This window comes from Thermus tengchongensis, assembly GCF_021462405.1.
GTDB classification, from domain to species: Bacteria; Deinococcota; Deinococci; order Deinococcales; family Thermaceae; genus Thermus; species Thermus tengchongensis.
In genome coordinates, this window is sequence record NZ_JAKEDU010000010.1 from 15,898 (window position 1) to 38,829 (window position 22,932).

The window sequence follows — 22,932 nt, forward strand, 5'->3', positions numbered from 1 at the left end:
ATGCATAACCCAAGAAGGTTTGCAAGGCAAGCTCGCCGGGGGCATCCGGACTTCCCGGGAATGCAACACGTAACAACAGAGAACCCTACCACTCGCCCAAACGCACCCCCTCGGGCTCCCTGCCCTCCAGGAGGTCGTCAAGGGCTTGGGCCAGGTCCGGGTAGAGGAGGTTGCGAACAGTTGCCCCCCAGCCCCCCTTTCCCCACCCCACACCCAGTCCTGCTCCCAAATCCCGTCTTCCCCCACAGCTCCCCCTCCGCACCCAGCAAAGGGCTTGAACCCTTACAATGCTCCCAGGAGGCCGAGTCGTGAAGAGGGGAAAGAAGAAGGGAAAGAAAGGGGAGCCCAAGCCCTACACCGGCCTGGAAGCCCTCCTCCTCTTCCCCGACCACGGGGACTACGTGGCCACCCTTGGTCACGGGCGTAGCCCGTATCTTGCCCTCATGCGCCGCTTCTCCGCCGCCTTCCGCTTCGCCTACAACAGGCTTCTGGAGGGGGAAAAGCGGGAGGATCTGAAAAAGGAAGACGGCCCCCTCTGCACCCTCTTCTGCCTCAACACCCGCTACGCCGACGACGCCCTCCTGAAGGCCCAGGCCCTCCTCACCGCCCAAAGGGAGCTGGGGGAGAACCCCCGCAAGGTGGTCTTCGGGGGGAGGAAACTTCTTGCAGACCTGGCCCGGCTCAAACGGAGCAACCTCCCGCTCTATGAGCGGAAGAAGGCGGAGTGGCGGGAAAGGCGCAAGGGCACCCTCTACGCCCGTGGGGATAAGAGCAAAAAGGGCAACCCACACCTGCGCTTGGTGGTGCAGGACGGAAGCCTCTTCGGGGCCCCTACACCCCAAATGAACCTCTGGCTTCAGATCAACCTGGGGGAAAAGCGCTACGCCTGGGCCCTGGTGAAGACCTCCCACCCCAGGCTCCAAGCGCTTCTGTCCCGGGTGTATGCCCATGAGCCCTACAACGTGGAACTCGCCTTGCGGGAGGGGAGGGTCTACGCCCTCTTCTCCTGGGAGGAGGAGCTTCCTCCAGTTTCCCTCACCCAGGAGGGGGGCGTCCTGGCCCTGGACGTCAACGCCGACCCCTACGGGCTGGCCCTGGCGGTGGTGAACCCGGACGGGAGCCTCAGAAGGCACCTCACCCTCTTCCTGGAGGAGGTGGACCGGGCCAAGAACCGGGGGGCCAAGGAGATCGCCCTCTGGCGGATGGCCCACCAGATCGTCTCCCTGGCCCAGGAGGAGGGGGTGGCCATCGCCACGGAGCGGCTGAAGCACCTTCCCAAGGGCAGACGGGGAGATGGTCTTGGGCCTGCTTTCCGCCGCCAAGCCCACCGCTTCGCCTACCGCTCCCTCCTGGGGAAGGTGCACGCCTTGGCCCGAAAGCGGGGCATCCAAAGCCTGGAGGTGAACCCCCAGGACACCTCCACCATCGGGATGCTGAAGTACGCCCCCCTCCTGTCCTTGTCCAAGGACGTGGCCGCGGCCTACGTGATTGGCCGNGGGTTCAAGGAGGAGATCCCCAAACCCCTCAAAGCCCTCCTCCAGGACCCCTCCTTTCACGACCGCCCCCGCCGCTTCTACGAGGGGCGGATAGCCCAGCTCAAGGAGCGGCACCGTGAGGAGAAGAACCCCTACCTCAAGCGCAAGCTCAGGCGGGAGCTTGCCCAGATGAGAAAAGCTCTCGCCACCCTTCCAAGCCTTCAGGGTGAGCCAGGCGGCCCTGCGGGGTCTACCGCGGGAAGGAACCCCCAGGGCATCCACGCCTGGCGAGCCCTGAGGGTAGGCCTTTTCCTTCCCCTCCTTGGGCGGAAGGTGCCGAGGGATCTCTCGGTCCTCAAGCCCATCCTGCTGGGATCGTGGGAGGGGTGGAAGGGAGGCTTAGACCCTCATCCTGGTGGGGGGTCGGCTGCTGCGGATGCCCACCTACGCGTGGGGGTGGGTAGTGGTGGCTAGGGTTGACCAGGCGTGGATCCCTCGCATCCCAACATGAGCGCCGTGGGGTGAGGGGGAGCCAGTGGCGCAAGCGGCCCCGGACCTTTTTGGAGGTGAAGCATGCGCAAGCTAAGTACCCCGTCGTGGCGCAAGCCACGACGGGGTACTTAGGGCCCCAAAAAGGCCATGAGCACGCCACTTTGGCTTTGGCTGGTGGGGCAACCTTTGCGCGGGGGTACTTAGATAGGCTTTGTCCACCGCTCTTCCTGCCCATTGGTCCTGGGCGAAGCTCGCATCTGGCGGCAACCCCCATGCGCTAGCCCTTAAAAAGCTCGAAGCCAAAGGGCGGGGAAAAGGGCTAGGATCACCCCCGCCACCACCCAGCCCAAGGCCAAGCCCAGGGTGCCCTCCGCCCGCTCCTTGGCCCAAAGGAGTCCGGCCCCCAAAAGAAGGAGGAGGAAGGTGGGCCCGGGCACAGCCACGGCGAAGAGCAAGACCGCCAGATGGGGAGCGAGGTCCCGGTACCGCTCCCTAAGGACCAGGGGGACCAAGCCGCGGAAGAAAGGCTCCATAAGGGCCAGGCCCAGGAAGGCCAGGAGGTTTAGGGGCAGGGTGCCAAGCCCCAGGAACCCCCGGGCCCAGCCGTAGACAAAGAGCAATAGGACCAAAGCCGGTCCCACCCAGAACCCTTCGATCCATGTGGACCAGGGACCCAGCAGGGCGGGAAGGCGGCTTCGGAATCCCTTGAGGAGAAGGAGGTTTACGAAGAGCAAAAGCCCATAGAACAGGTAGAAGCTGGGGAGGATCAGGTCCTTTTGGTAAGGGGTGATGAGGGCTAAGGCGTTGCCGAACAGGGCTTTTCCCAGGAAGAGGGTCAGCAGGAGCGATACAAGAAGACCCCCCAGGAGGGTCAGGTAGAGGCTTCCTGGCCCCGGCAAGGGATCCTCCACCACCTCGAGGGTGCGCAAGGGCTCGATGCGGCTTTCCCCCAGGAGGACCAGGAGCAGGAAGGCCAGGAAGACGATAAGCCAGGGCCAGGCCTGGGCCAGGAAGCGGGCCGGGAGGTTTTCCAGGGCAGAAAGCTGCTTCAAGGCCGCCTGCCCCTGGGCCAGCTGGCCCTGCCCCAGGTAGGCCAGGGCCAGGAGGGAAAGGGCTTGGCTTTGTAGTTTGGGCTGGGCCGAAAGCTCCGGCAAGAGCCCCTCCAGAATAGGGATGGCCTCCTGGGGCTTCCCCGAGAGGAAGAGGAGGCGGCCTTGCTCCAGCCTTTCCGCTGGGGTGGAGCCCAGAAAGGCCAGGCCCTCCTGGGGCCTTCCCAGGGCCAGATGGAGCCGGGAAAGCAAAAGGCGCGCCTCGGGGGTGGAGGGCAGGCCTTGGGCCAGCCTCAAGGCTTCCTCGTACTGGCGGAGGGCCTCGAGGGCCATGGCCCGCAGGAGGTTGGCCTCAGGCCCCGGGGGGAGGGAAAGCCTGAGTACCTCGGCGGCCTGGCCCTTTTGCAGCAGCAACCGGGCGCGAAGGAGCTGGGCCTCCGGCTCATCCCCTAGGCGTCCCAGGTAGCTTTCCGCCTGGGCCAGGTCCCCCCTTTCCAGGTGGATGCGGGCGAGAAGGAGGAGGCTTGGCCGGTGCTCCGGATCGCTGGTGAGGGCCAGCTCGCAGGTGGCCTGGGCGCTGTCCAGTGCCCCTCGTTGGTATAGGCGCTGGCAACGGGCGAAATACTCTTCGGCTCCCTGGGCCAAAGCGGAGGAGAGGAAGTGTAGGCCCAGGAGAACCAGCAATCCCCCAATAAGCCTCATGCCTTCCAGTTTACGCCCTCCCTCTCTTGTACCGGGTATAATCCCCCGCGGGTGAAACCCATGAGGCGCTGGATAACCGTACTTGCCGCGATGGTTTGGGTTGCTGGCCTGGCCCAGGCGCCCCAGGTGGCGGCCCTGGTGGACGCGGGGCGGTTTCAGGAGGCCTACGAGGCGGGGCTGAAGCTGGGCACCCCTGAGGGCCTGGCCCTGGGGGCCAAGGGGGCGAGCTTCTACGCCATGTACCAGGCCAAGCCCGAGGAGAAGCGGGCCTGGTTTGAACGGGCGGAGAAGGCCGCCTCCCAGGCCATCGCCAAGGCCCCGGACTACCCGGAGGGGTATTTTGAGCGGGCCCGGGCCCTGGGCAGGCTTTCCCAGTTCAAGGGGATCCTCGAGGCCCTGGCCGAGGGCCTGGCCCCCAAGATCAAGGGGGACCTGGAGAAGACCCTTAAGCTCAAGCCCGACCACGCCGGGGCCATGGTGGCCCTGGCCCTCTGGCACTTTGAGCTGGTGCAGAAGGGCTGGCTGGTGGCCGCCACCCAAGGGGCGGACGCCTCCCGGGTGGAGCCCCTCATGAAGAAGGCCATGGAGCTGGAGCCTGAGGTCATCATCCACCGGGTGGAGTACGCCAAGGTCCTGGCCGCCTGGAACAAGAAGGAGGAGGCCAGGAAGCAGCTGGAAACCGCCCTCGCCCTCCCCGCCAGGACCGCCGCTGACCGCTACGACCAGGAAAGGGCCCGGCAGGAGCTGGCCAAGCTGAAGTAGGCTCCTGCCGGGGTCCCCACGGGGCCGAAGGCCTCGTGGGGCCTTTCACTTTGGGGTGGGAAGCCTCAGGCCAAGCCGCCTGCCGAAGACCCGGAGGAGGACCGTGGCCAGGGCCCCGGCGAAGAGGGAGGCTTCCGGGTGGGCGCCGTGGAGGGCGTAGACCAAAAGCGCCCCCACCAAAGCGGCGGAGGCGTAGAGGTCCCCCGCCCGGTAGAGGATGCCGGGCACCTCCCCGGAGAGCACGTCCCGCAAGACCCCGCCTCCCACTCCCGAGAGGGTGCCCGCCAGGGCCACCCCAAAGGGCCCAAGCCCCGCCTCCAGGCCCCGCTCCGCCCCTAAGGCGGCGAAGAGGCCGAGGCCCAGGGTGTCCAGGTAGTAGATGGGCCTTTCCAGGGCCTGCACCCTGGGGTGGAAGCGGAAGACGAGAAGCCCCACCAGGACAACGCTCCAAAGAAGGGGTTCGTTCCTCAGGGCCGTGGGGGGCAGGGTGCCCACCAGGACGTCGCGGATGGAACCGCCCCCCACCGCCGTCACCGTGGCCAGGACCAGGACCCCGAGGAGGTCAAAGCCCTTCTCCACCCCCTTCAGGGCCCCGGTGGCGGCGAAGACCAGGGTGCCGAGCCAGACCAGGGCCTCAACCATCCAAAAGCACCACCGCCCGGGCCTGCACGTGCTCTGGCGCCAGGCCCTCCGAGGTCTTGAAGGTGAGGCCGATGCGGTCTATGGGCAGGCCGAGGAGGCGGGAGAGGTTTTCCAAGAGGGCCTCCCGGTGGGGAGAGAGCTTGGGCCGGTCCAGGATGAGGACCAGGCTCGCCTGCACCAGCTTCCCCCCCCGCGCTTCCACCTGGCGCAGGGCCTCCTTCAGGAAGACCTCGCTCCGCACCCCCTGCCAGCGGGGGTCGGTGTCGGGGAAGTGGAGGCCGATGTCCCCAAGGCCGTAGGCGGAAAAGAGGGCGTCGGTAAGGGCGTGCAGGGCGGCGTCCCCGTCGGAGTGGGCCAGGGCCCCGTGGGGGCTTGGAATCAGGAGGCCGCAGAGGTATAGGGGTTTTCCCTCTATAAGGCGGTGGCTATCCTCCCCGTAACCTAGGCGCATGGCTATACTTTAGGGCATGCCGAGCTTTGCGGAAGCCCTAGCCCTCATGGAGGCTTGGACGGAAGGCGAGTCCCTGAGGCGGCACATGCGGGCGGTGGAGGTGGCCATGCGGGCCTATGCCCGCCGCTTTGGGGAGGACGAGGAGCTTTGGGCCGTGGCCGGCGTCCTCCACGACATGGACTACGAGAAGTACCCCCAGGAGCATCCCTACCGGGGGGTGGAGGAGCTAAGGCGCTTGGGCTACCCGGAAGAGGTCCTCGAGGCCATCCTGGGCCACGCCTCCTACACCGGGGTGCCCCGGAAAAGCCTCATGGCCAAGGCCCTCTTCGCCGTGGACGAGCTCACGGGCCTCATCACCGCCGCGGTCTACGTGCGCCCCGACCGCTCCATCCTGGGCCTGGAGCTCCCAAGCCTCAAGAAGAAGTTCAAGGACAAGGCCTTCGCCAAAGGGGTGAACCGGGAGGAGATCCGGATGGGGGCCGAGGACCTGGGCCTTTCCCTGGATGAGCACATGGCCTTCGTCCTCGAGGCCATGAAGGAGAAGGCCGACCTGTTGGGCCTCCGGTAGTTGCCCCTCTTGGCCTTTCCCGCTAGGGTGAGAGGCGTGGAGCTACCCGACCTCACCCCTTACCTGGGGCAGATGACCTTCGGCGGCCTGGCGGGCTACGCGGTGGGCTACGCCCTGAAGAAGGTGGGCCGCCTCCTGGCCATCGGCCTCGGCCTCCTCTTCATCGCCCTGCAGCTCCTGGCCCAGGCCGGGTACGTCCAGGTGGACTGGACCCGCATCCAAAAGGACGTGGAGCCCCTCCTCCAGCAGCCGGGTCTGCAAAGCCTCTGGGAAAGGCTACTCCAAACCCTCACCTACAACCTCCCCTTCGGGGCCAGCTTCGTGGGGGGGTTGCTCTTGGGCCTGCGGGCGGGGTAGGTGCTTTACCCCTTAACCGCTCCGGCGGTGAGCCCGGCCACGATGCGCTGCTGGAAGACCAGGACCAGCACCACCAGGGGCACGGTCACCGCCACGCTGGCGGCCATGATGGACCCCCAGGGGATCTCAAAGGGCGTGGCCCCCCCAAAGCTGGCGATGGCGGGGGGCACGGTCTTGACCGCGTCTCCCACGGTAAAGGTCAGGGCGAAGAGGTACTCGTTCCAGGCGGCGATGAAGGAGAGGAGCCCCGTGGTCACGAGCCCCGGCCCCGTGAGGGGGAGCATGATGCGGAGGAGGGTTTGTAAGGGCGTGGCCCCATCCACGTAGGCGGCTTCTTCCAGCTCCCGGGGAAGCCCCCGGAAGTAGCCCACCAGCACCCAAACGGTGAAGGGCAGGGTGAAGAGGAGGTAGGAGAGGATGAGGCCCAGGTGAGTGTTGAAGAGGCCCGCTTGCCGAAGGAGCATGAACAGCCCTCCCAACACGGAGATCTGGGGGAACATGGTCATGGCCAAGACCAGGTAGAGCACGGCGTTCCGGGGAGGGAAGGGGAGGCGGCCCAAGGCGTAGGCGGCCAAGACCCCCAGGACCAGGGAGAGCAGGGTGGCCCCGCCCGCCACCAGGAGGGAGTTCAGCAGGTTGCGACCGAAGTTCGCCTGCAGGAAGACGCTCTTGTAGTGTTCCAGGGTGAAGGGCAGGGGCAAAAAGCTGGGGTCGGCGGCGAAGAGGGCACCCGAGGGCTTGAAGCTGGAGATGACCGCCCAGTAAAAGGGGAAGACGCTGTAGACCACCACGAAGATCACCAGGAGGTAGAAGAGGGTACGGCTCAGGATGCGGGAAAGCGGCTTCATTTCAAGGCCTCCTTCCCCAGGGTGCGCATGTAGAAGACCACGAAAAGGAAGATGAGGACCAGGATGGCCACGCTGATGGCCGAGCCGTAGCCCAGGTCCTGGAAGTCGATGAGGGTCTGGCGGTTGTAGACCGCCAGGGTGCGGGTGGCGGGGTTCACCCCGCTCATCACGAAGATGACGTCGAAGACCCGAAGCGCGTCCAGGGTGCGAAAGATAAGGGCCACCACCAAGGCGGGGGTGAGGAGGGGGAGGGTGATGGTCCAAAACTGCTGCCAGCGGGTGGCGCCGTCGATGCTGGCCGCCTCGTAAAGTTCCTCGGGGATGAGTTGTAGCCCCGCCAGGAGGAGAAGCGCCATAAAAGGGGTGGTCTTCCACACGTCCACGGCGATGATGGCGGGCAGGACCAGCTCAGGACGGGCCAAGAAGGCCACCTTCTGGGCCAGGAGGCCGAGCTTCACCCCGAGGACGTTGATGACCCCGTAGACGTCGTGGAGCATCCACTGCCACATCTTGGCGGAAACCACCGTGGGGATGGCCCAGGGGATGAGGATGGCGGTGCGCACCAATCCCCGTCCCTTGAAATTGGAATGGATGACCAGGGCAATGGCCAGCCCCAAGAGGGTTTCCAGGCTGACCGAGATCACCGTGAACTTCACCGTGTTCCATAGGGCCTGGCGGAAGTCGGGGTCTTGGAGGAGGAAGCGGTAGTTCTCCAGGCCCACGAACTGGGGAGGTTCCACGAAGGCGATGTCGGCCTTGAAGAAGGACCAGTAGAAGACCTGGGCCAGGGGATAGCCGGCCACCAGGGCCACCACCAGGAGGGTGGGGAGGACCAGAAGCCAGGCCAGGCGGACTTGCCGTTGCGTGAGCATGATGCTTGAGGATAGCCCGCCGGGGGGCCTAAAGGCCCCCCGGGAGATCAAGGGCTTAGCGCAGGATGCGGCGGATGCGGCCCTCGAGGTCCCTCACCGCCACCTCTCCGGTCTTACGCCCAGTGAGGACGCTGTGCACCTCGGTCCAGATGGCCTCGGATACCTGGTTGTATTTGGCCCCGGCCACGTCGGAGGGGCGGGAAACCGCATTCTGGAAGACGGGGAGCAGGTCTTTGAACCAAGGGTTCTTAGCCAGGACGTCCTTGTCGGTGTAGAGGGCGGGGCGGGTGGGCAAGCGGGAGAGCCGCACGGCGTTGTCCTTCTGCACCTCGTAGGAAGCCAGGTACCGCACCAGGTCGGCGGCCTCCTTGGGGTAGCGGCTGTAGGCGGAAACCATAAGCTGCCAGCCCCCCAGGGTGGCGGCGTTGGGCGCGTCTGCACCGCCTTTGGGAAGGACCGTGACCCCGAACTTGCCGCGGATGGGGCTTCCCTCCGCCTGACCCAAGGCGTAGGCGTAGGGCCAGTTGCGCATGAAGAGGCTATTGCCCTGCTGCCAGACGTTTCTGGCCTCCTCCTCGGCGTAGCTGGTGACCCCAGAGGGGGCGATGGTGCCCACGAAGCGGCGGATGGTGTTGAGGGCCAAGGCGGCGCGCCCGTTGTTGATGCTGATGGTGCCGTCGGGCTCAATGATGCGCCCGCCCTTGTGGGAGTAGATCCACTCCAAGGCGTCGCAGGTGAGGCCCTCGTAGGCCTTGCCCTGGAAAACAAACCCCCAGAAGTCGCGGTTGCCCGCTTTGCGCTCTCCCTCCATCACCTTTTTGGCCATCTGCTCCAGCTCGGCCCAGGTGCGGGGCGGGTTCTTGAAGCCGTATTTTTCCAAGAGGTCCTTGCGGTAGTAGAGGATGCCCGCGTCGGTGAAGAAGGGGATGGAGGTGAGCTTGCCGCGGATGGTGTTGTTCTGCACGATGCGGGGGAAGAACTCTTTGAGTTCCGCCTCAGAGAAGAACGCCTTGAGGTCGGCGGCGTGGGGGGCCACAATGCCCGGCCAGATGACGTCGATCATGTAGACGTCCACGTCGGGGCTCTTGGCCGCCCAGTACTGCTGGTAGAGGGCCAGGCGGTCGTTGGTGTCCGCGGGAGCGTCGATGTACTCCACCCGGGTACCGGTCTTCTTGCCCCAAGCCTCCACCATCTCCTTCATCCAGCGGCCCCCCTCGCCCACCGCGGTGGAGTCCCCGGCTACCCGGATGATGGGGCCCGCCTGGGCCCGCACCACCGCAGGCCCCAGAACGAAGCTGGCCGCAAGCCCCACGCCCGCCTTCTTGAGAAAATCCCTACGCCTCATATCATCCTCCTATGGAAGCTTTTCCAAGTAGGAATTATATACCTCCCCTCCTAGGATGTCAACACGGGAAGGGGGCGGCGGCGGTGCGGGTGGCGGAGCGCCTGGAACAGGCGGGGAGAAGAGGTAGCCCTAGCTGAGACGCGCTCTTGTTTCCTACACCCAGGTGAGGTCCAGCTGGGCCTCGAGGTGGCCCACCACGAGCCCCCGGTGGTTCCGCACCTCCGGCCGGTCCCAGGGGGTGGGGCCCGGGTCCAGGCCCAAAAGGCGCAAAAGGGCCACCACCGCCACCTCCCGGGCCTGGGCCGAACCGTCCTCCACCTTCAGGGCGATCCCCAGGGGCCCGCGGGGGCTTTCCAGAAGGGCCAGGCCGTAGTAGCCGTCCGCCCCCCGTTTGGCCACCAAGGGAAGCCGCTCCATGAGGAGGGTATCGATGCTCCCCGGCCCCGCCACCAGCTTGGGATGGCGACGCATGGCCTTTTGCACCCGGAAAAGGGGTTCCCGGTAGGCCTCGAGGGCCTCCTCCGGGTGGGCCAGGAGGTAGAAGGCCCGGGCGGCCCGGGCCAGGGGTAGGGCGAAGGTGGGCACGCTGCAGCCGTCGGTGGCGTGGGCGGGCTCCTTCCCGGAAAGGTCGGCCAGGGTTTTGCGGTTTAGGCGCTGCACCGGGTGGTCCGGGCTTTCGTACCCCTCTACCGGGGCCCCCAGGGCCAGGGCGGCGGCCAGCATGCCCGCGTGCTTCCCCGAGCAGTTGTGGTGGAGGGGGGTGGGGCTCAGTCCGGCCGCCTCCAGGGCCCGCCGGGCCTCCCGGGAGAAGGGGGGGTGGACCCCGCAGACCAGGTGCTCGGGGCCCAGGCCCAGCTTCTCCAGGAAGCGGGCGGCCACGGCCACGTGCTCCGGGGTGCCGTCGTGGCTGGCGGTGGCCAGGGCTACCTCTTCTTCGGTGAGGCCAAACCGCTCCACCGCCCCCGTGAGGAAGAGGGCCAGGGCCTGGAAGGGCTTGGCGGAGGAGCGCATGTAGCTCCATAACCCCGGGTTTCCCGCATAGGCCAGCAGACCCTCCGGCCCATGGATGGCCAGGGAAATGCGGTGCCGGTTCTCCACCTGCTCGCCGCGGTAGACGTGGACGAAGGCGTTCACGCTCCAAGTCTACGCCGGGCCTCTTCAAGGAGGGGCTGCCAGTCTAAGCCCAGATAAGGGGAGGGGAGGCCCAGGAGCTTCCCTTCCGCCTTCCTTAGGTTCCGCAGACCCTTGTTCCCGCTCTTGGCCTGGTGCAGGGCCGCCGCCAGGAGGATGAGTCCTTGGAGGAAGCGGCGCTCCTCCCCTTCCGCTTGCCGCCAGGCCTCCTCGAGGACCTCGTGGGCCTCAAAGTATTCGCCCTCCTGGAAAAGGCGCCAGGCCTCCCTCAAGGCCTCCACCCCTTCAGGCTAAACTCCCGCTATGGGCTCCATGCGGGCGATCTTCCTCCTGGCGGCTTGCCTTTCGGGCCAAGCTTTGGGGCTCAGGCTGGCCACCACCACCAGCGTCTACGATTCGGGGCTTCTGGACCGAGTTTTGCCTGCTTTTGAAAGGGCCACGGGGGTGCGGGTGGAGGTCCTGGCCGTGGGCACGGGCCAGGCCCTGCGCTTGGCGGAGCGCAAGGACGTGGACGCGGTTTTGGTCCACGCCCCGGAGCTGGAAGGGGAGGCCCTAAGGCGGGGGGTCTTGGCCGAGCCCTTCTGCCTGGCCCAGAATAGCTTCCTCCTGGTGGGGCCCAAGGGGGATCCCGCCCGGATCCGGGAGGCAGGGGGCATCCTGGAGGCCTTGCGGCGGATCGCCCGGGCCCAGGCGCCCTTCGTCTCCCGCGGGGATCGCTCGGGCACCCATCTGAAGGAGCTGGCCCTTTGGCGGGCAGCGGGCCTAACCCCCCGAGGAGGCTGGTACCTGGAGTCGGGGGCGGGCATGGGCCAGACCCTGGTCCTGGCGGCGGAGAAGGGGGCCTACACCCTCTCCGACCTGGCCACCCACCTCACCGTGGGCCGGAAGCGGGGCCTGGTGGCCCTTTACGCTGGGGAAGACCCCTTGCTCCTGAACCCCTACACTTACTACCTGGTGCCCGGGGGGCCCAAGGCCAAGGAGGCGGCGGCCCTGCGCCGCTTCCTGGCCACGGAGGAGGCCGCCCGCCTGGTGGCAGGCTTGAAGGTGGAAGGGCAGGCCTTGTTCCAGCCCCTGAGGGGGTGGTGTATCATCCCTGGAAGTGGAGGCCGCTGAGCTTTGGGAAATCGCCCTGCGGAGCCTCTGGGTGGCGGGGCTCGCCACCCTCTTGGCGGCCTTGCCCGCGGTGCCCTTGGGGCTTTGGCTGGCCTTGAAGGGGGGCGGGGGCTTTTTCGGGCGGGCGCTCCTCTACGCAGGGCTGGCCCTGCCCTCGGTGGTGGTGGGGCTTTTCTTCTACCTCCTCCTTTCCCGCTCTGGACCCCTGGGCTCCTTGGGCCTTCTCTACACCCCCTACGCCATGGTCCTGGCGGAGGCCGTCTTGGCCTTTCCCCTCATCGCCGCCTTCGTCCTTTCCGGCGCCCGGGGGCGGGTGGAGGAGGTGCGGCTTCTGGTGCGGAGCCTGGGGGGCAGGGAGGGGCAGGTGCTGCCCACCCTCTTCTGGGAAAGCCGCCGCACCCTGGCCGCTGCCCTGGCCGCGGGGTTCGGGGGGGCCATCAGCGAGGTGGGGGCGGCCACCCTGGTGGGTGGGGATATCCGCCACCACACCCGGGTCCTCACCACGGCCATCGTGGTGGAAACCCGAAAGGGGGAGCTGGAAAGCGCCTTGGCCCTAGGGTTTATTCTCCTGGGGGTGGCCCTCTTGGTCACCGCCCTGCTGATCATCCTGGAGCGGGAATGAGCCCGGTTTTGAAGGCCCAGGGGTTGGTCCACCGCTACGGGGATTTTCGCCTCGAGGTTCCCCGCCTCGAGGTGTACCCTGGGGAGATCCTGGCGGTGCTGGGGCCCTCGGGGAGCGGCAAGACCACGCTTCTCCGCCTCCTTTCTGGGCTTCTCCTGCCCGAAGAGGGCCGGGTGGAGGGGGGCTTCCGCGCCTACCTGCCCCAGGCCCCGCCCCTCCTCCGGCGGAGCGTGTTGGAAAACGCCGCCTTCGGCCTCCGCCTCCGGGGGGTGCCCAGGGGGGAGGCTTGGGCCAGGGCTTCCGCCATGCTGGAGCGGGTGGGCCTGGGGGCGAAGGCCCGCCAGCCCGCCCACCTCCTCTCCGGCGGGGAGGCGGTGCGCCTGGCCTTGGCCCGCACCCTCTTGGTGGAGCCGGGGGTGCTCCTTTTGGACGAGCCCACCGCCAGCCTGGACCCGGCCAACGCCGCCCAGGTGGAGGCCCTGCTCCGGGAGGCCGCTGGGGAGGGGAAGGGGGTGGTCCTGGCCACCCACGACCTCTTCCAGGCCAGGAGGCTTGCCCACCGGGTGGTTTTCCTCTTCCTGGGCCAGGTGGTGGAGGAGGCCCCCGCTTCCCTCTTCTTCCAAAGGCCCCAGGACCCGCGAAGCCAGGCCTTCTTGGAGGGGCGTCTGCTTTAGAGGCTTACCCTCCACCCCGGCTGGCGGCCAGGAGGATGCGCGCCCACCAGGCCTGGGCCTTTTCTCCTTCCACCTGCACGAGAAGCTGGGGGACGACGAGGCTTCCCACCCTGAGGGGCTCGGCCTCGGCGAAGCGCACCCGGGCGCCGGGGAGGGCGTAGACTCCTTCCTCTAGCTTTCTCCCGCCCCATTCGCTGAGGTACCTTTCCAAGAGCCAGGCGGGCAAAGCTCCGAAGCGCTGGGCGAAGGTTCCGCCCGCCACCGGGGGGAAGAGGTCCAAGGTGGCTTCCTCCGCCAGGGGGGTGGCAAGCCCGTTTAGGTAGCGCACGTCCCGCCCTTCCAGGAAGACGGAAACCCGCTCGGCCAACGCTTCTCCCTCAAAGAGTTCCTCCCGCATCCGGGGGTAGAGGCGGATGAGGTTTTCCAGCACCTCCCCCACCGTCTGGCCCTCCACCTGGAGCTGGCTCGTTCCCGTGAGGTCGCGGAAGGTGGCGTAGAGGTTGACCTTGGGCATAAGGGGAGTCTAAGGGAAAACCCGGCCCCTTGGGGGCCGGGCCTTGCCCAAAGGGCTTAGTCGGCGGCTTGGGAGAGGATGCCGAGTTCCTGAAGCTTGGCGGGAGGCACCACGCCCCGCTCCCAGCCCCGCTCCCGATAGTACTCCTCCAGCATCAGGTCCAGTTCGGTGAGCTGGCCCTTGGAGCCTGCGCAGTCGGAGGGTTCCTTGAGGAAGCGCTCGGGCAGGTAGTCGGAGCCCTCTGCCCATCCTGCCAGGTTGTTGTAGTAGCGCTCCAGGTTGTAGATGCGCTCCCCGATGCGGAGGATCTCCTCGGGGGTCACGGGCCGTCCCCAGTAGGCGGCAAGCTGCTTGGCGTACTCCTCGGGGCCCTCGGCGAACTGGCTGAACTTGCAGAGGTCCAGGGAATCGGTGAAGGCAGAGAGGTCCTGGAGGAGCTTGGTGAGCTTGCCCTTCCCCTCCCAGGCCAAGGGGTCGGTCTTGTAGGGAACGCCCAGGATCTCCGAGGCGGGGGTGTAGGCCCGGAGGTGGCAGGCCCCGCGGTTGGAGGTGGCGTAGGCGATGCCCATGCCCTTGAGGCCCCTTGGGTCGTAGGCGGGGATGGACTGGCCCTTGACCTCGAGGGCGATCTCCGGGTGCCCGATGCTCTTGGCCCAGCGGGCCGGGCCCTCCGCCAGGCCGTCCCCCACCCCCTTGCGATAGGCGATGGCCTCGATGAGGCGGGCCTCCCCCTCCTTGTCGCCGAAGCGGAGGCCGTCTTCCCCGGTGTAGTAGCCCTTCTCCGTGGCCTCCATGAGGACGGCGATGGCGTTGCCCGTCTCGATGGTGTCCATGCCGTAGGCGTTGCAGAGGTAGATGGCGTACCCGGTCCAGTCGGTGTCCGTGTGGCCTGCGTGGGCCCCCAAGGCCCAGGCGGACTCGTACTCGTAGGATTCGAAGCGGATGGCCTTGCCGTCGATGTGGACCTCCACCATCTTCTTGCAGGCCACGGGGCAGGCGTGGCAGGTGTTGTCCTTGATGAGGCGGTGTTCGCGGATGTACTCCCCGGAGATGGTCTGCACCCCATCGATGCAGGTGTGCTGGGCGTTGAAGGTGGGCAGGGCCCCCATCACGTTGGTGATGTTCATGAGCACGTTGGTGCCGTAGAGGGAAAGCCCTCCCTTCTTGGGGGCGGTCACATTCTTGGGGTCGTTGATGGTGGCCGAGGCCTGGCGGTCGGCCTCCCGCCAGGCTTCCGGGTCCTTGGGCTGGGGCATGGCCTCCTGCTTGCCCACCACCACGATGGCCTTGAGCCGCTTGCTCCCCGCCACCGCCCCGGTGCCCCCGCGGCCTGCGGCCCGCTCGTCGTTGTTGATCCAGTTGGCGAAGCGCACCAGGTTCTCCCCGGCGGGGCCGATGGCCATCACATCGGCATCCTCCCCGTGGCGTTCCCGCAGGATGCGGTGGACCTCGTGGGTGGTCTTGCCCCAGAGGTCGGAGGCGTCGTGGATGGACACCTGCCCGTCCTGGACCAATAGGTAGACGGGTTTATCGGAGGCCCCCCGGATGAGGAGGCCGTCGAACCCCGCCCACTTCAGCTTGGCCGCGGTCCAGCCTCCCATGTGGCTATCCGTGACCGTGCCCGTGAGGGGGCTCTTGGTGACAATGGCCAGGCGGCCCGACATCTTGGCCCGGGTGCCGGAGAGGGGGCCGTTCATGATGCAGAGGAGGTTGTCGGGGCCAAGGGGGTCTACTTTGGGCCCATTTTCAAACACGTACTTAACCCCGAGACCCCTTCCGCCCACATACATCTCCAGGTCCTTGGGGTCGGGGGCGAAGTACTCCACCTGGCCGCTGGAAAGGTCTATACGGGCCAGCCTATGGGCATATCCGCCGAGCATCTGCCACCTCCTTAGGGCTTGGAAGACGGGCACCCGTCGCCAGGAAGGTCTCGCAGGTCTGCCCTGGTTTCGCGGGGATTATACCACGTGGCCCCCGGGGGATTGTGAGGGGGATGACGGGGATAATGGGGGCATGCTGGCCCTTGCGGGCGAGGTCCTGGTGGACCTGATCCTGGAGAAGGAGGCTCCCTTGGGCTTTTCCGGGGTGCTGGGGGGCTCGGCCCTGAACACGGCCACCACCCTGAGCCGTCTGGGCTTCCCCGTGCGCTTCTTCTCCGAGGTGGGGGAGGACTGGCTGTCCCAATGGAGCGAGGAGGAGATGGGGCGGCGGGGCCTCGAGGCCTTCCTGCAGCGCCACCCAGGCCCCATGCCCCTGGCCCTGGTGCGCCTGGGCGAGGGAGGAAACGCCCTCTACAGCTTCCACCGGCCCTTCCAGGCGGCCTACCGGCCTGCGCCAGGGGGGCTAAAGGGGGCCTGGGCCTTCCACTTCGGCTCCCTCTTCGCCCTGGAAGGGCGCACCGCCGGGGGCCTCGAGGCCCTCCTTCAGGAGGCGGAGGGGGAAGGGGCCCTTCTCTCCTACGACCCCAACCTGCGGGCCCGCCCTTCCCCGGAGGAGCGGCGGCGCCTGGAGGGCTACCTGGCCCGGGTGGACCTCCTGAAGCTTTCCCTGGAGGACGCCCAACTCCTTTTCCCCGAGGGGCCGGTGGAAGCGGTGAGGCGCCTCCCCCCGCCCCTCAAGGTCCTCACCTTGGGACCGGAGGGGGCGGTGGCCTTCTTCGGGGAGGAGGAGGTGCGCCTCCCCGGGGAAAGGGTGGCGGTGGCGGACACCGTGGGGGCGGGGGACAGCTTCACCGCCGGGCTGCTCGCCCTCCTCCTGGGGAAGGGGTACGGGAAGGCCAACCTTCCCCAGCTTTCCCTTCAGCACCTGGAGGAGGCCCTAAGAGGGGCCATCGCCCTCTCCGCCCTGGCCTGCACCGTGCGGGGGGCCTATTTGCCGGAAAGGGGGCTTGGAGCCTGGAAGAAGCGCTATTTAGGGGATTAGGAGGACCTTCCCCGTGGTTCTCCGCCCCTCCAGGGCCTCGTGGGCTTCCCGGGCCTTCTCCAGGGGGAACTCGGCCCCGATGCGCACCCTAAGCCACCCCTCCCGCACCGCCTGGAAGACCTCCCCCGCCCGAAAGAGGAGCTCCTTGCGGCTGGCCGTGTAATGGTGCAGGGTGGGGCGGGTGAGGAAGAGGCTTCCCTTCCGGTTCAGGACCTGGGGGTCCAAGGGGGGCACCGGCCCCGAGGATTGGCCGAAGAGGACCAAATAGCCCCTGGGCCTTAAGGCCTCGAGGCTCCCTTCAAAGGTGCTCTGCCCCACCCCGTCATAGACCACGTCCACCCCCCCTCCGGAGAGGGCCTTCACCGCCTGGGCGAAGCCCTCGTAGGGCAGGGCGTAGTCGGCCCCTGCCTCCTTGGCCAGGGCCCGCTTGGCCTCGGTGCTGGCGGTGGCGTAGACGGTGGCCCCCAGCCGCTTGGCCCACTGGATGAGGAGGAGGCCCACCCCCCCGGCCCCCGCGTGCACCAGCACCTGGTCCCCAGGGGCCACGGGGTAGGTGCTCTTGAGGAGGTAGTGAACGGTCATCCCCTGAAGGAGGACCGCGGCGGCAAGCTTGGGGTCCAACCCTTCGGGAACGGGCACGAGCCTTTCCGCGGGCACCACCTGGTACTCGGCGTAGGCCCCTTGCACGTTGGCGAAGGCCACCTTATCCCCTGGGGCCACGCCCAGCACGCCCTCCCCCACCTTTTCCACTACCCCGGCTCCCTCTTCTCCTAGGGTGAAGGGGAGGGGCATGGGGTAGAGGCCCTTCCGCTTGTAGGTGTCGATGTAGTTGACCCCGATGGCCAGAAGCCGCACCAAAACTTCTCCGGGTCCCGGCTCGGGAATGGGGATATCCTCCAGCCGCAAGACCTCGGGGCCGCCTGTCTGGTGAACCCGGACCGCCTTCATGGTAAGCCCCAGTCTACCCCTTAAAAGGCCCTCTGGTACTGGGGGGGTACCTCCGGGACCGCCCCCAAGGCCTTGGCCGCGCGAAAGGGGAAGTAGGGGTCCCTGAGGAGCACCCGGCCCAGGAGGATGAGGTCGGCGCTTCCTGCTTGCAAAAGGGTTTCCATCTGCTCAGGGGTGGTGAGGAGGCCCACCGCTCCCGTCCTCAGGCCCACCCGCTTGCGCACGGCGTCGGCGAAGGGCACCTGGAAGCCGGGGGCCACGGGAACCTTCACCCCGGGCACCACGCCCCCGCTGGAGCAGTCCAAAAGGTCCACCCCCAGGGCCTTGAGCCTTTCCGCGAAGGCCAGGGTGTCCGTTAGGCCCCAGCCCCCTTCGGCCCAGTCCGTGGCCGAGACCCGCACCAGGAGGGGAAGCTCGGGGGGGACCACCTCCCGCACAGCCTGGGCCACCTGAAGGGGAAAGCGCATGCGCCCTTCCAGGCTGCCCCCGTAGGCGTCGGTGCGCTGGTTGGAGAGAGGGGAGAGGAAGGAGGAAAGGAGGTAGCCATGGGCCATGTGGAGCTCGATCACCTGAAAACCTGCCCTAAGGGCTCGTCTAGCTCCTTCCACGAAGGCCTGGAGGATGCGCTCCATCCCGGCCTCGTCCAGGGGTTCGGGTACCGGGTAGCCCGCGTCAAAGGGAATGGGGCTTGGCCCCACCACCCGCCAGCCCAGGGGCTTCCCCCCTTCCCAGGGCCTGGCGGTCCCCGCCTTGCGCCCGGCGTGGGCCAGCTGGATCCCCGGCACCGCTCCTGCTTCCCGGATCCTCCGGGCGAGCTCCCTCAGGCCCGGCAAGTGATCCTCCGACCAGATGCCGAGGTCATAGGGGCTGATGCGGCCCAAAGGTTCCACGGCGGTGGCCTCCACCAGGATGAGCCCCACACCCCCGAGGGCCCGCGTGGGGTAGTGGAGGAGGTGCCAGTCGGTTACCTCTCCCTCCAGGGTGGCGGAGTACTGGCACATGGGGGACATGGCCAGACGGTTTTTCAGCTGGAGGCCGCCGAGTTCCAGGGGGGTGAAGAGCAACCCCATGACCCCATTATGGAGGGCTCTTGGGGGAAAGTGTAAGGAACCAGTTCCCTGGGGGCCGGGTTCTCCCGCGCTCTTTTTTGGGATAGACTGCTCTTATGAACCCCGGCTTCGGTCAGGGGCAAGGCTCCGATCTGGCGGCTGCCTTCCGCTACGTGGAAAGCCTCCTCTTCGGGGATATGGAACGCCCCGGCCTTACCCTCTATGACTTGGAGCGCTTGGTGGGCTACCCTGCCAAGGGGGAGGGTCCTTTGGCCTACACCCTGCCCCGCAGCAAGAGCCTTTCCGGGGTGCGGGCGGTGCGCTTGTACTACTATCCCAAGGATCCCGTCCTTCAGCTCATCGTGGAGATTGAGGATCTGGAGGGGAGAAAACACCTTCGCCACTTCCGCTGGAACGGGTTTACCTGGGAAACCCCCGAGGGGGGACAGGGGGAGCTGAAACCCACCCGGGAGGACCCTGCCTCCGTTCAAGTGGGGGAGGATTTCTTCTTGGGCTTCCCCCAGGAGGAGGCCCTGGAGCTGGAGGAGGCGGTGCGCAAGGGGGAGGCCTCGGGGGTTAAGTACCTCCTATGCCCCCGGTGCCACACCCGGGTCTTTTACGCCCCCTCAGTCCGCCCAGGTGGCCTGGTTTGCCCGCGGTGCGGCAACCCCACCCTCCTCTTCAAGACCCTTTCCGCGGCGGAGGGAACCAAGGACCCCCTCGAGGCCCTGGCGGAGGAGCAGCGGGCTTTGAGGAGGGCCATAGAGGAGCTCACCGCCTACCTGAAGCGGAAACTGGGCCCTTAATCCTGGTTCCCGCTCCATCGTGGCCCAGATGGCCTAGGCGAGGGATTCACCGGGGCTCCTACTCTGGCGAAGCTGGGATGGGGTGGCGTTAGACCCGTGTTCCCGGCTGGCTCCAGCCGGTGTAGGCGTAAAACCTGCCCCGTTCCCCCCCAAGGTAGTCCAGCAGGGGTTCCAGGAGGGGGCGGTGGCCGGAAAGCTTGGCTACCACCTCCTCTGGGGAGAAGAAGCGGGCTTCCACGATGTGCCCGTCGGGGTCCCGGGGGTTCAAAAGCCCCTCGTAACTGGCCCTGAAGGCCATGGCCAGGGTACGCTCGTTCCTGCGGCGGTCCTCCACCTGGATGGCGTAGGCCAGGTGCTCAATGGCCTTCACCCGGAGGCCCGTTTCCTCCCGGACCTCCCGCACCAGGGCCTCCAGCACGGTTTCCCCCGGCTCCACCGTGCCCCCGGGGAGGGTGTAGCGCACCTGGCCCCGCCGGCCCCAGTCGTTCCCCACCAGGAGGACCCGCCCCTGGCGGTCCAACAGGATGGCCGCCACCACCAGGATCTCGCGGCGCATCACGCTTCCATCATGGCCTCCAGCTGGCGCTCCTGGTCGGCCCGCTTGAGGGCCTCGAGAAGGGGCTGGAGGTGCCCCGAGAGGACGCCCTCGAGGTCGTGGGTGGTGAAGCCGATGCGGTGGTCCGTGACCCGGGACTGGGGGAAGTTGTAGGTGCGGATCTTCTCCGAGCGCTCCCCGGTGCCGATCTGGGCCAGGCGGGTCTTTCGGAGCTTCTCCGCCTCCTCCGCTCGCTTCATCTCCAGGAGGCGGCTTCTCAGGATCATGAGGGCCTTCTCCCGGTTCTTGATCTGGCTCCTAGAGTCCTGGCAGGTGACCATGATGCCCGTGGGCAGGTGCACCACCCGCACGGCGCTGTCCGTGGTGTTCACCCCCTGGCCCCCTGGCCCCGAGGCCCGCATCACGTCGATGCGGATCTCGTCCATGTTGAGCTGGAAATCCGCCTCCTCCGCTTTGGGCAAAACCGCCACCGTGGCCGTGGAGGTGTGGATCCGCCCCTGGGTTTCCGTGGCCGGGACCCGTTGCACCCGGTGGACCCCGCTTTCGTACTTGAAGGTACCGTAGGCTCCGGGCCCCCGCACCTCGAAAACCACCTTGGAGAAGCCCCCCAGGTCCGTGGGGTGGGAGTCCAGGATCTCGGTTTCAAACCCCATCTCCTCGGCGAAGCGCAGGTACATCTCCAAAAGGTCCCGGGCGAAGAGGGCGGCCTCCTCCCCCCCGGTGCCGGCGCGGATTTCCACGATGGCGTCCCTCTCGTCCATGGGGTCCTTGGGCAGGAGGTGGCGTTCCAAGGCCTTTTCCAGCTCCGCCTTCCGGGAAAGGAGGGCTTCCTTTTCTGCTCTGGCCACTTCCTTTAGCTCGGGGTCTTCCAGGAGGCCTTCCACGCCTTCCAGGTCCTCGAGGACCTTCCGGTACTCCCGGATGAGGGCGATCACCTCCCCCATCTCTGCATAACGCCGGGAGAGGGCCTGGTAGCGCTTCTGGTCCTTCAGAACCTCGGGGTCGGCAAGGAGCGTTTCCAGCTCCCGGTATTCCTCTTCTAGGCGCCCAAGCTTATCCAGCATACCTTACCTCAGGATACTCCAACCCGGGCTTGCCTTCGGGTTTAGGTATGCCTAAACTGAGGGGCATGGAAACCCCGGTTTTCCTCTATGCTCTCTTGGGAGGCCTCTTCACCTGGGGGCTTACCGCGGTGGGGGCGGCCAGCGTGTTCCTGGCGCAAGAGCCCAGCCGGAAGCTCCTGGATGGGATGTTGGGCTTTGCCGCTGGCGTGATGCTGGCGGCCAGCGTCTTCTCCCTTCTCCTTCCGGGGATGGAAATGGCCGAGGCTCAGGGCATGGTGCCCTGGGTGCCCGCCGTGGTGGGCTTTCTCCTGGGCGGAGCCCTTTTGCGCCTGATGGACCGGTTTCTCCCCCATGTTCACCTAGGGCCAGGGGCGCAGGAGGAGGGGGTTCGTACCCTATGGCGGCGCACCACCTTGCTGATCCTGGCCATCACCCTCCATAACTTCCCCGAGGGCCTGGCGGTGGGGGTGGCCTTTGGAGCCGCGGGGCTTGACCCCACAGGGGCGGCCACCCTGGGCGGGGCCATCGCCCTGGCGGTGGGCATCGGTTTGCAAAACCTGCCCGAGGGTTTGGCGGTGGCCTGGCCCCTGAGGCGGGCGGGCATCGGGGCGGGAAAGGCCTGGTTTTACGGGCAGCTTTCCGCCATCGTGGAGCCCATTGGGGCTCTGCTGGGAGCCCTTCTGGTCACGCAGATGTTCTACCTGTTGCCCTACCTCATGGCCTTGGCGGCAGGGGCCATGGTTTTCGTGATCGTGGAGGAGGTCATTCCGGAAAGCCAGGCGGAGGGCAACGGGGATATCTCCACCTTCGGGGTGATGACGGGCTTTGCCCTCATGATGGCCTTGGACGTGGCCCTGGGTTGATTCCTTTCTTGGGCTTGGGAATCCCTGTTACAACAAGGCCCGGAGGTCCCCCACGACTTTCTCCGTTTCCTCCACCTTGTCCGGGCTAAAGAGGAGGATCAGCTTTCCCTCTTTCACCACGAAGGTGGTGGCGGTGTGGTCCACCAGGTACTCCCCCGGGCCCCGGTACTGGGTCTTCTGGTAGTAGACCCCGAAGGTCCGGGCCACCTCCTGGATGGTTTCCGGGCTTCCCGTGAGGCCCAGGAAGCTGGGGTGGAAGCCCTTGGCGTACTGGTCGGAGATCTGTGGGGTATCCCGCTCGGGGTCCACGCTGATGAAGATCACCTGTACCCTTTCCTGTTCCTGGGGGGAGAGCTTCTCGTAGGCCCGTTTTAAAGCCAGCATGGTGGTGGGGCAGACATCGGGGCAGTGGACGTAGCCAAAGAAGATGAGGACCAACTTGTCCTTATGCTGGGAAAGCTGTACCGGGCCCTGGGGCCCCTCGAGGGCAAAGTCCACGGGCTTGGGATTCAGAAGCCGGGTGCCGTAGAAGCTGTGGGAGCCCTTGGGCAGGAGAAGGTAGGCCACCCCCACCAGGCCGAGGACCAGGAGGACGGGCAAGAGGAGTTTCCCTTTCATCGCATCTCCACCGGTAGGATTACCTTGAGCCTGCTACCGTCTTGGAATTTAAGCACCAGGGTCACCTTCTCCCCCGCTTTTAAGGGGCGTTTGAGCCCTTCCAGCATGAGGTGGTACTTACCGGGGCGGAACTCCACCCGGCCTCCTGGGGGGATGTCCAGGTAGGGCAGGGGGCGCATGCCTAGGACCACGTGGCCTCCCCGGTGCTCCCGGTGGTCCTGGTGGAAGGAAACCCGCTCGGCCACGTCCGTTTCCGCCCCCACCAGGCGCAAGGGGGTCTTCCCCCGGTTTTCCAGGGTCAGGTAGGCGGCGGTGTCCTTCACCACCGGGGGCACCAGGCGGACCCAGCCAGGGATGGCCACCGCCTGGGCCAGGGCCAGGCCTCCCAGGAGGATCAGGAGCCATCTCACACATCCACCTTACCAATCGGGAAGGGGACAAATGTACTCCGCAGTTCAAGCGCTTCCTGGGAGTACGAATGTCCCGTCC

At 66.9% G+C, this 22,932-nt stretch carries 26 protein-coding genes; 10 read left to right on the forward strand and 16 right to left on the reverse strand.

All coding sequences use genetic code 11. From position 1 onward, the window contains the following. Positions 1-287: 287 nt before the first annotated feature. The gene (locus tag L1087_RS10720) at positions 288-1,949 is read left to right on the forward strand and encodes an IS200/IS605 family accessory protein TnpB-related protein (protein ID WP_456122533.1); all 1,662 of its coding nucleotides are present in this window, start codon (positions 288-290) and stop codon (positions 1,947-1,949) included. 302 nt (positions 1,950-2,251) lie between these two features. On the opposite strand, the gene L1087_RS10725 is transcribed toward L1087_RS10720, so the two are convergent. Further along, positions 2,252-3,718 (reverse strand): tetratricopeptide repeat protein, encoded by a 1,467-nt coding sequence (locus tag L1087_RS10725; protein ID WP_234558893.1) that lies wholly within the window; start codon positions 3,716-3,718, stop codon positions 2,252-2,254. Positions 3,719-3,778: 60 nt separating this feature from the next. On the opposite strand from L1087_RS10725, the gene L1087_RS10730 reads away from it, so the two are divergent. After that, positions 3,779-4,480, forward strand: a complete 702-nt coding sequence (locus tag L1087_RS10730; protein WP_234558895.1) for a tetratricopeptide repeat protein — start codon at positions 3,779-3,781, stop codon at positions 4,478-4,480. A 45-nt stretch (positions 4,481-4,525) separates the two neighbouring features. Here the strand turns inward: L1087_RS10730 and L1087_RS10735 are convergent, their stop codons facing one another. After that, positions 4,526-5,122, reverse strand: a complete 597-nt coding sequence (locus L1087_RS10735; protein ID WP_234554083.1) for a trimeric intracellular cation channel family protein — start codon at positions 5,120-5,122, stop codon at positions 4,526-4,528. Continuing rightward, positions 5,115-5,573 (reverse strand): 2-C-methyl-D-erythritol 2,4-cyclodiphosphate synthase, encoded by a 459-nt coding sequence (ispF, locus tag L1087_RS10740; RefSeq protein WP_234554082.1) that lies wholly within the window; start codon positions 5,571-5,573, stop codon positions 5,115-5,117. The genes L1087_RS10735 and ispF overlap by 8 nt, the downstream gene beginning before the upstream one ends. A 16-nt stretch (positions 5,574-5,589) precedes the next feature. Here ispF and L1087_RS10745 point away from each other — a divergent pair, with 16 nt between their 5' ends. Continuing rightward, positions 5,590-6,141: an HD domain-containing protein gene (locus L1087_RS10745; RefSeq protein ID WP_038040910.1), complete on the forward strand. Its 552-nt coding sequence runs from the start codon at positions 5,590-5,592 to the stop codon at positions 6,139-6,141. Positions 6,142-6,177: 36 nt separating this feature from the next. Beyond that, positions 6,178-6,498, forward strand: coding sequence for an FUN14 domain-containing protein (locus L1087_RS10750; RefSeq protein ID WP_234558897.1), 321 nt, complete (start codon positions 6,178-6,180; stop codon positions 6,496-6,498). Between the two features lie 5 nt (positions 6,499-6,503). Here L1087_RS10750 and L1087_RS10755 read toward each other — a convergent pair whose 3' ends face one another. From L1087_RS10755 to L1087_RS10775, 5 genes are all read right to left on the reverse strand, one after another. Then, positions 6,504-7,346 carry a carbohydrate ABC transporter permease gene (locus L1087_RS10755; protein WP_234554081.1) on the reverse strand — a complete coding sequence of 281 codons (843 nt, stop codon included), beginning with the start codon at positions 7,344-7,346 and terminating at the stop codon, positions 6,504-6,506. Continuing rightward, positions 7,343-8,218, reverse strand: coding sequence for a carbohydrate ABC transporter permease (locus tag L1087_RS10760; RefSeq protein WP_038040906.1), 876 nt, complete (start codon positions 8,216-8,218; stop codon positions 7,343-7,345). The genes L1087_RS10755 and L1087_RS10760 overlap by 4 nt, the downstream gene beginning before the upstream one ends. Positions 8,219-8,273: 55 nt before the next feature. Beyond that, positions 8,274-9,563, reverse strand: a complete 1,290-nt coding sequence (locus L1087_RS10765; RefSeq protein WP_234558899.1) for an ABC transporter substrate-binding protein — start codon at positions 9,561-9,563, stop codon at positions 8,274-8,276. Between the two features lie 153 nt (positions 9,564-9,716). After that, positions 9,717-10,697: an asparaginase gene (locus tag L1087_RS10770; RefSeq protein WP_234558901.1), complete on the reverse strand. Its 981-nt coding sequence runs from the start codon at positions 10,695-10,697 to the stop codon at positions 9,717-9,719. Further along, the gene (locus tag L1087_RS10775) at positions 10,694-10,975 is read right to left on the reverse strand and encodes a DUF309 domain-containing protein (RefSeq protein WP_234558903.1); all 282 of its coding nucleotides are present in this window, start codon (positions 10,973-10,975) and stop codon (positions 10,694-10,696) included. The genes L1087_RS10770 and L1087_RS10775 overlap by 4 nt, the downstream gene beginning before the upstream one ends. A gap of 31 nt (positions 10,976-11,006) precedes the next feature. Between L1087_RS10775 and L1087_RS10780 the strand changes: the two genes are divergently transcribed. From L1087_RS10780 to L1087_RS10790, 3 genes are read left to right on the forward strand one after another with little or no spacing between them, the layout of a single operon-like run. Further along, complete coding sequence (locus L1087_RS10780; RefSeq protein ID WP_386083901.1) at positions 11,007-11,807, forward strand: substrate-binding domain-containing protein; 801 nt, start codon at positions 11,007-11,009, stop codon at positions 11,805-11,807. Beyond that, positions 11,794-12,429: an ABC transporter permease gene (locus L1087_RS10785; RefSeq protein WP_038040897.1), complete on the forward strand. Its 636-nt coding sequence runs from the start codon at positions 11,794-11,796 to the stop codon at positions 12,427-12,429. The genes L1087_RS10780 and L1087_RS10785 overlap by 14 nt, the downstream gene beginning before the upstream one ends. Further along, a complete protein-coding gene (locus L1087_RS10790; protein ID WP_234554078.1) occupies positions 12,426-13,103 on the forward strand; it encodes an ATP-binding cassette domain-containing protein in 678 nt (225 codons plus the stop codon). Before L1087_RS10785 ends, L1087_RS10790 begins: the two co-directional genes overlap by 4 nt. A 4-nt stretch (positions 13,104-13,107) precedes the next feature. On the opposite strand, the gene L1087_RS10795 is transcribed toward L1087_RS10790, so the two are convergent. After that, entirely contained in the window at positions 13,108-13,617 is a 510-nt protein-coding gene (locus L1087_RS10795) for a ubiquitin-like small modifier protein 1 (protein ID WP_135343383.1), read from the reverse strand. Positions 13,618-13,673: 56 nt separating this feature from the next. Next, the gene (locus tag L1087_RS10800; protein WP_234558905.1) at positions 13,674-15,497 is read right to left on the reverse strand and encodes an aldehyde ferredoxin oxidoreductase family protein; all 1,824 of its coding nucleotides are present in this window, start codon (positions 15,495-15,497) and stop codon (positions 13,674-13,676) included. Positions 15,498-15,630: 133 nt separating this feature from the next. On the opposite strand from L1087_RS10800, the gene L1087_RS10805 reads away from it, so the two are divergent. After that, entirely contained in the window at positions 15,631-16,539 is a 909-nt protein-coding gene (locus L1087_RS10805; protein ID WP_234558906.1) for a carbohydrate kinase family protein, read from the forward strand. On the opposite strand, the gene L1087_RS10810 is transcribed toward L1087_RS10805, so the two are convergent. Further along, positions 16,528-17,487, reverse strand: a complete 960-nt coding sequence (locus tag L1087_RS10810) for a quinone oxidoreductase family protein (protein ID WP_234558907.1) — start codon at positions 17,485-17,487, stop codon at positions 16,528-16,530. The genes L1087_RS10805 and L1087_RS10810 overlap by 12 nt on opposite strands. 20 nt (positions 17,488-17,507) lie before the next feature. Then, on the reverse strand, positions 17,508-18,557 hold the full coding sequence (locus L1087_RS10815; protein ID WP_234558908.1) for an NADH:flavin oxidoreductase/NADH oxidase: 1,050 nt from the start codon (positions 18,555-18,557) through the stop codon (positions 17,508-17,510). A gap of 95 nt (positions 18,558-18,652) precedes the next feature. On the opposite strand from L1087_RS10815, the gene L1087_RS10820 reads away from it, so the two are divergent. Beyond that, on the forward strand, positions 18,653-19,342 hold the full coding sequence (locus tag L1087_RS10820) for a hypothetical protein (protein ID WP_135260141.1): 690 nt from the start codon (positions 18,653-18,655) through the stop codon (positions 19,340-19,342). An 88-nt stretch (positions 19,343-19,430) separates the two neighbouring features. Here L1087_RS10820 and L1087_RS10825 read toward each other — a convergent pair whose 3' ends face one another. Further along, on the reverse strand, positions 19,431-19,898 hold the full coding sequence (locus L1087_RS10825) for an NUDIX hydrolase (RefSeq protein ID WP_038040882.1): 468 nt from the start codon (positions 19,896-19,898) through the stop codon (positions 19,431-19,433). Next, positions 19,898-20,962: a peptide chain release factor 1 gene (prfA, locus tag L1087_RS10830; RefSeq protein WP_038040880.1), complete on the reverse strand. Its 1,065-nt coding sequence runs from the start codon at positions 20,960-20,962 to the stop codon at positions 19,898-19,900. Before prfA ends, L1087_RS10825 begins: the two co-directional genes overlap by 1 nt. A gap of 65 nt (positions 20,963-21,027) precedes the next feature. Between prfA and L1087_RS10835 the strand changes: the two genes are divergently transcribed. Next, a complete protein-coding gene (locus tag L1087_RS10835; RefSeq protein WP_234558919.1) occupies positions 21,028-21,825 on the forward strand; it encodes a ZIP family metal transporter in 798 nt (265 codons plus the stop codon). Positions 21,826-21,852: 27 nt separating this feature from the next. Here the strand turns inward: L1087_RS10835 and L1087_RS10840 are convergent, their stop codons facing one another. Together L1087_RS10840 and L1087_RS10845 are read right to left on the reverse strand one after the other, a co-directional pair. Beyond that, positions 21,853-22,443: an SCO family protein gene (locus tag L1087_RS10840; RefSeq protein WP_135260144.1), complete on the reverse strand. Its 591-nt coding sequence runs from the start codon at positions 22,441-22,443 to the stop codon at positions 21,853-21,855. After that, positions 22,440-22,853: a copper chaperone PCu(A)C gene (locus tag L1087_RS10845; protein WP_038040874.1), complete on the reverse strand. Its 414-nt coding sequence runs from the start codon at positions 22,851-22,853 to the stop codon at positions 22,440-22,442. Before L1087_RS10845 ends, L1087_RS10840 begins: the two co-directional genes overlap by 4 nt. Positions 22,854-22,932 lie beyond the last annotated feature (79 nt).

Bases quoted from the DNA above. Each gene is read 5' to 3' on its own strand.
- L1087_RS10725 (WP_234558893.1), bottom strand. From the start codon at position 3,718: ATGAGGCTTATTGGGGGATTGCTGGTTCTCCTGGGCCTACACTTCCTC.
- L1087_RS10730 (WP_234558895.1), top strand. From the start codon at position 3,779: ATGAGGCGCTGGATAACCGTACTTGCCGCGATGGTTTGGGTTGCTGGC.
- L1087_RS10735 (WP_234554083.1), bottom strand. From the start codon at position 5,122: ATGGTTGAGGCCCTGGTCTGGCTCGGCACCCTGGTCTTCGCCGCCACC.
- ispF (WP_234554082.1), bottom strand. From the start codon at position 5,573: ATGCGCCTAGGTTACGGGGAGGATAGCCACCGCCTTATAGAGGGAAAA.
- L1087_RS10745 (WP_038040910.1), top strand. From the start codon at position 5,590: ATGCCGAGCTTTGCGGAAGCCCTAGCCCTCATGGAGGCTTGGACGGAA.
- L1087_RS10755 (WP_234554081.1), bottom strand. From the start codon at position 7,346: ATGAAGCCGCTTTCCCGCATCCTGAGCCGTACCCTCTTCTACCTCCTG.
- L1087_RS10760 (WP_038040906.1), bottom strand. From the start codon at position 8,218: ATGCTCACGCAACGGCAAGTCCGCCTGGCCTGGCTTCTGGTCCTCCCC.
- L1087_RS10765 (WP_234558899.1), bottom strand. From the start codon at position 9,563: ATGAGGCGTAGGGATTTTCTCAAGAAGGCGGGCGTGGGGCTTGCGGCC.
- L1087_RS10780 (WP_386083901.1), top strand. From the start codon at position 11,007: ATGCGGGCGATCTTCCTCCTGGCGGCTTGCCTTTCGGGCCAAGCTTTG.
- L1087_RS10790 (WP_234554078.1), top strand. From the start codon at position 12,426: ATGAGCCCGGTTTTGAAGGCCCAGGGGTTGGTCCACCGCTACGGGGAT.
- L1087_RS10795 (WP_135343383.1), bottom strand. From the start codon at position 13,617: ATGCCCAAGGTCAACCTCTACGCCACCTTCCGCGACCTCACGGGAACG.
- L1087_RS10800 (WP_234558905.1), bottom strand. From the start codon at position 15,497: ATGCTCGGCGGATATGCCCATAGGCTGGCCCGTATAGACCTTTCCAGC.
- L1087_RS10805 (WP_234558906.1), top strand. From the start codon at position 15,631: ATGCTGGCCCTTGCGGGCGAGGTCCTGGTGGACCTGATCCTGGAGAAG.
- L1087_RS10810 (WP_234558907.1), bottom strand. From the start codon at position 17,487: ATGAAGGCGGTCCGGGTTCACCAGACAGGCGGCCCCGAGGTCTTGCGG.
- L1087_RS10815 (WP_234558908.1), bottom strand. From the start codon at position 18,557: ATGGGGTTGCTCTTCACCCCCCTGGAACTCGGCGGCCTCCAGCTGAAA.
- L1087_RS10820 (WP_135260141.1), top strand. From the start codon at position 18,653: ATGAACCCCGGCTTCGGTCAGGGGCAAGGCTCCGATCTGGCGGCTGCC.
- L1087_RS10825 (WP_038040882.1), bottom strand. From the start codon at position 19,898: ATGCGCCGCGAGATCCTGGTGGTGGCGGCCATCCTGTTGGACCGCCAG.
- prfA (WP_038040880.1), bottom strand. From the start codon at position 20,962: ATGCTGGATAAGCTTGGGCGCCTAGAAGAGGAATACCGGGAGCTGGAA.
- L1087_RS10835 (WP_234558919.1), top strand. From the start codon at position 21,028: ATGGAAACCCCGGTTTTCCTCTATGCTCTCTTGGGAGGCCTCTTCACC.
- L1087_RS10840 (WP_135260144.1), bottom strand. From the start codon at position 22,443: ATGAAAGGGAAACTCCTCTTGCCCGTCCTCCTGGTCCTCGGCCTGGTG.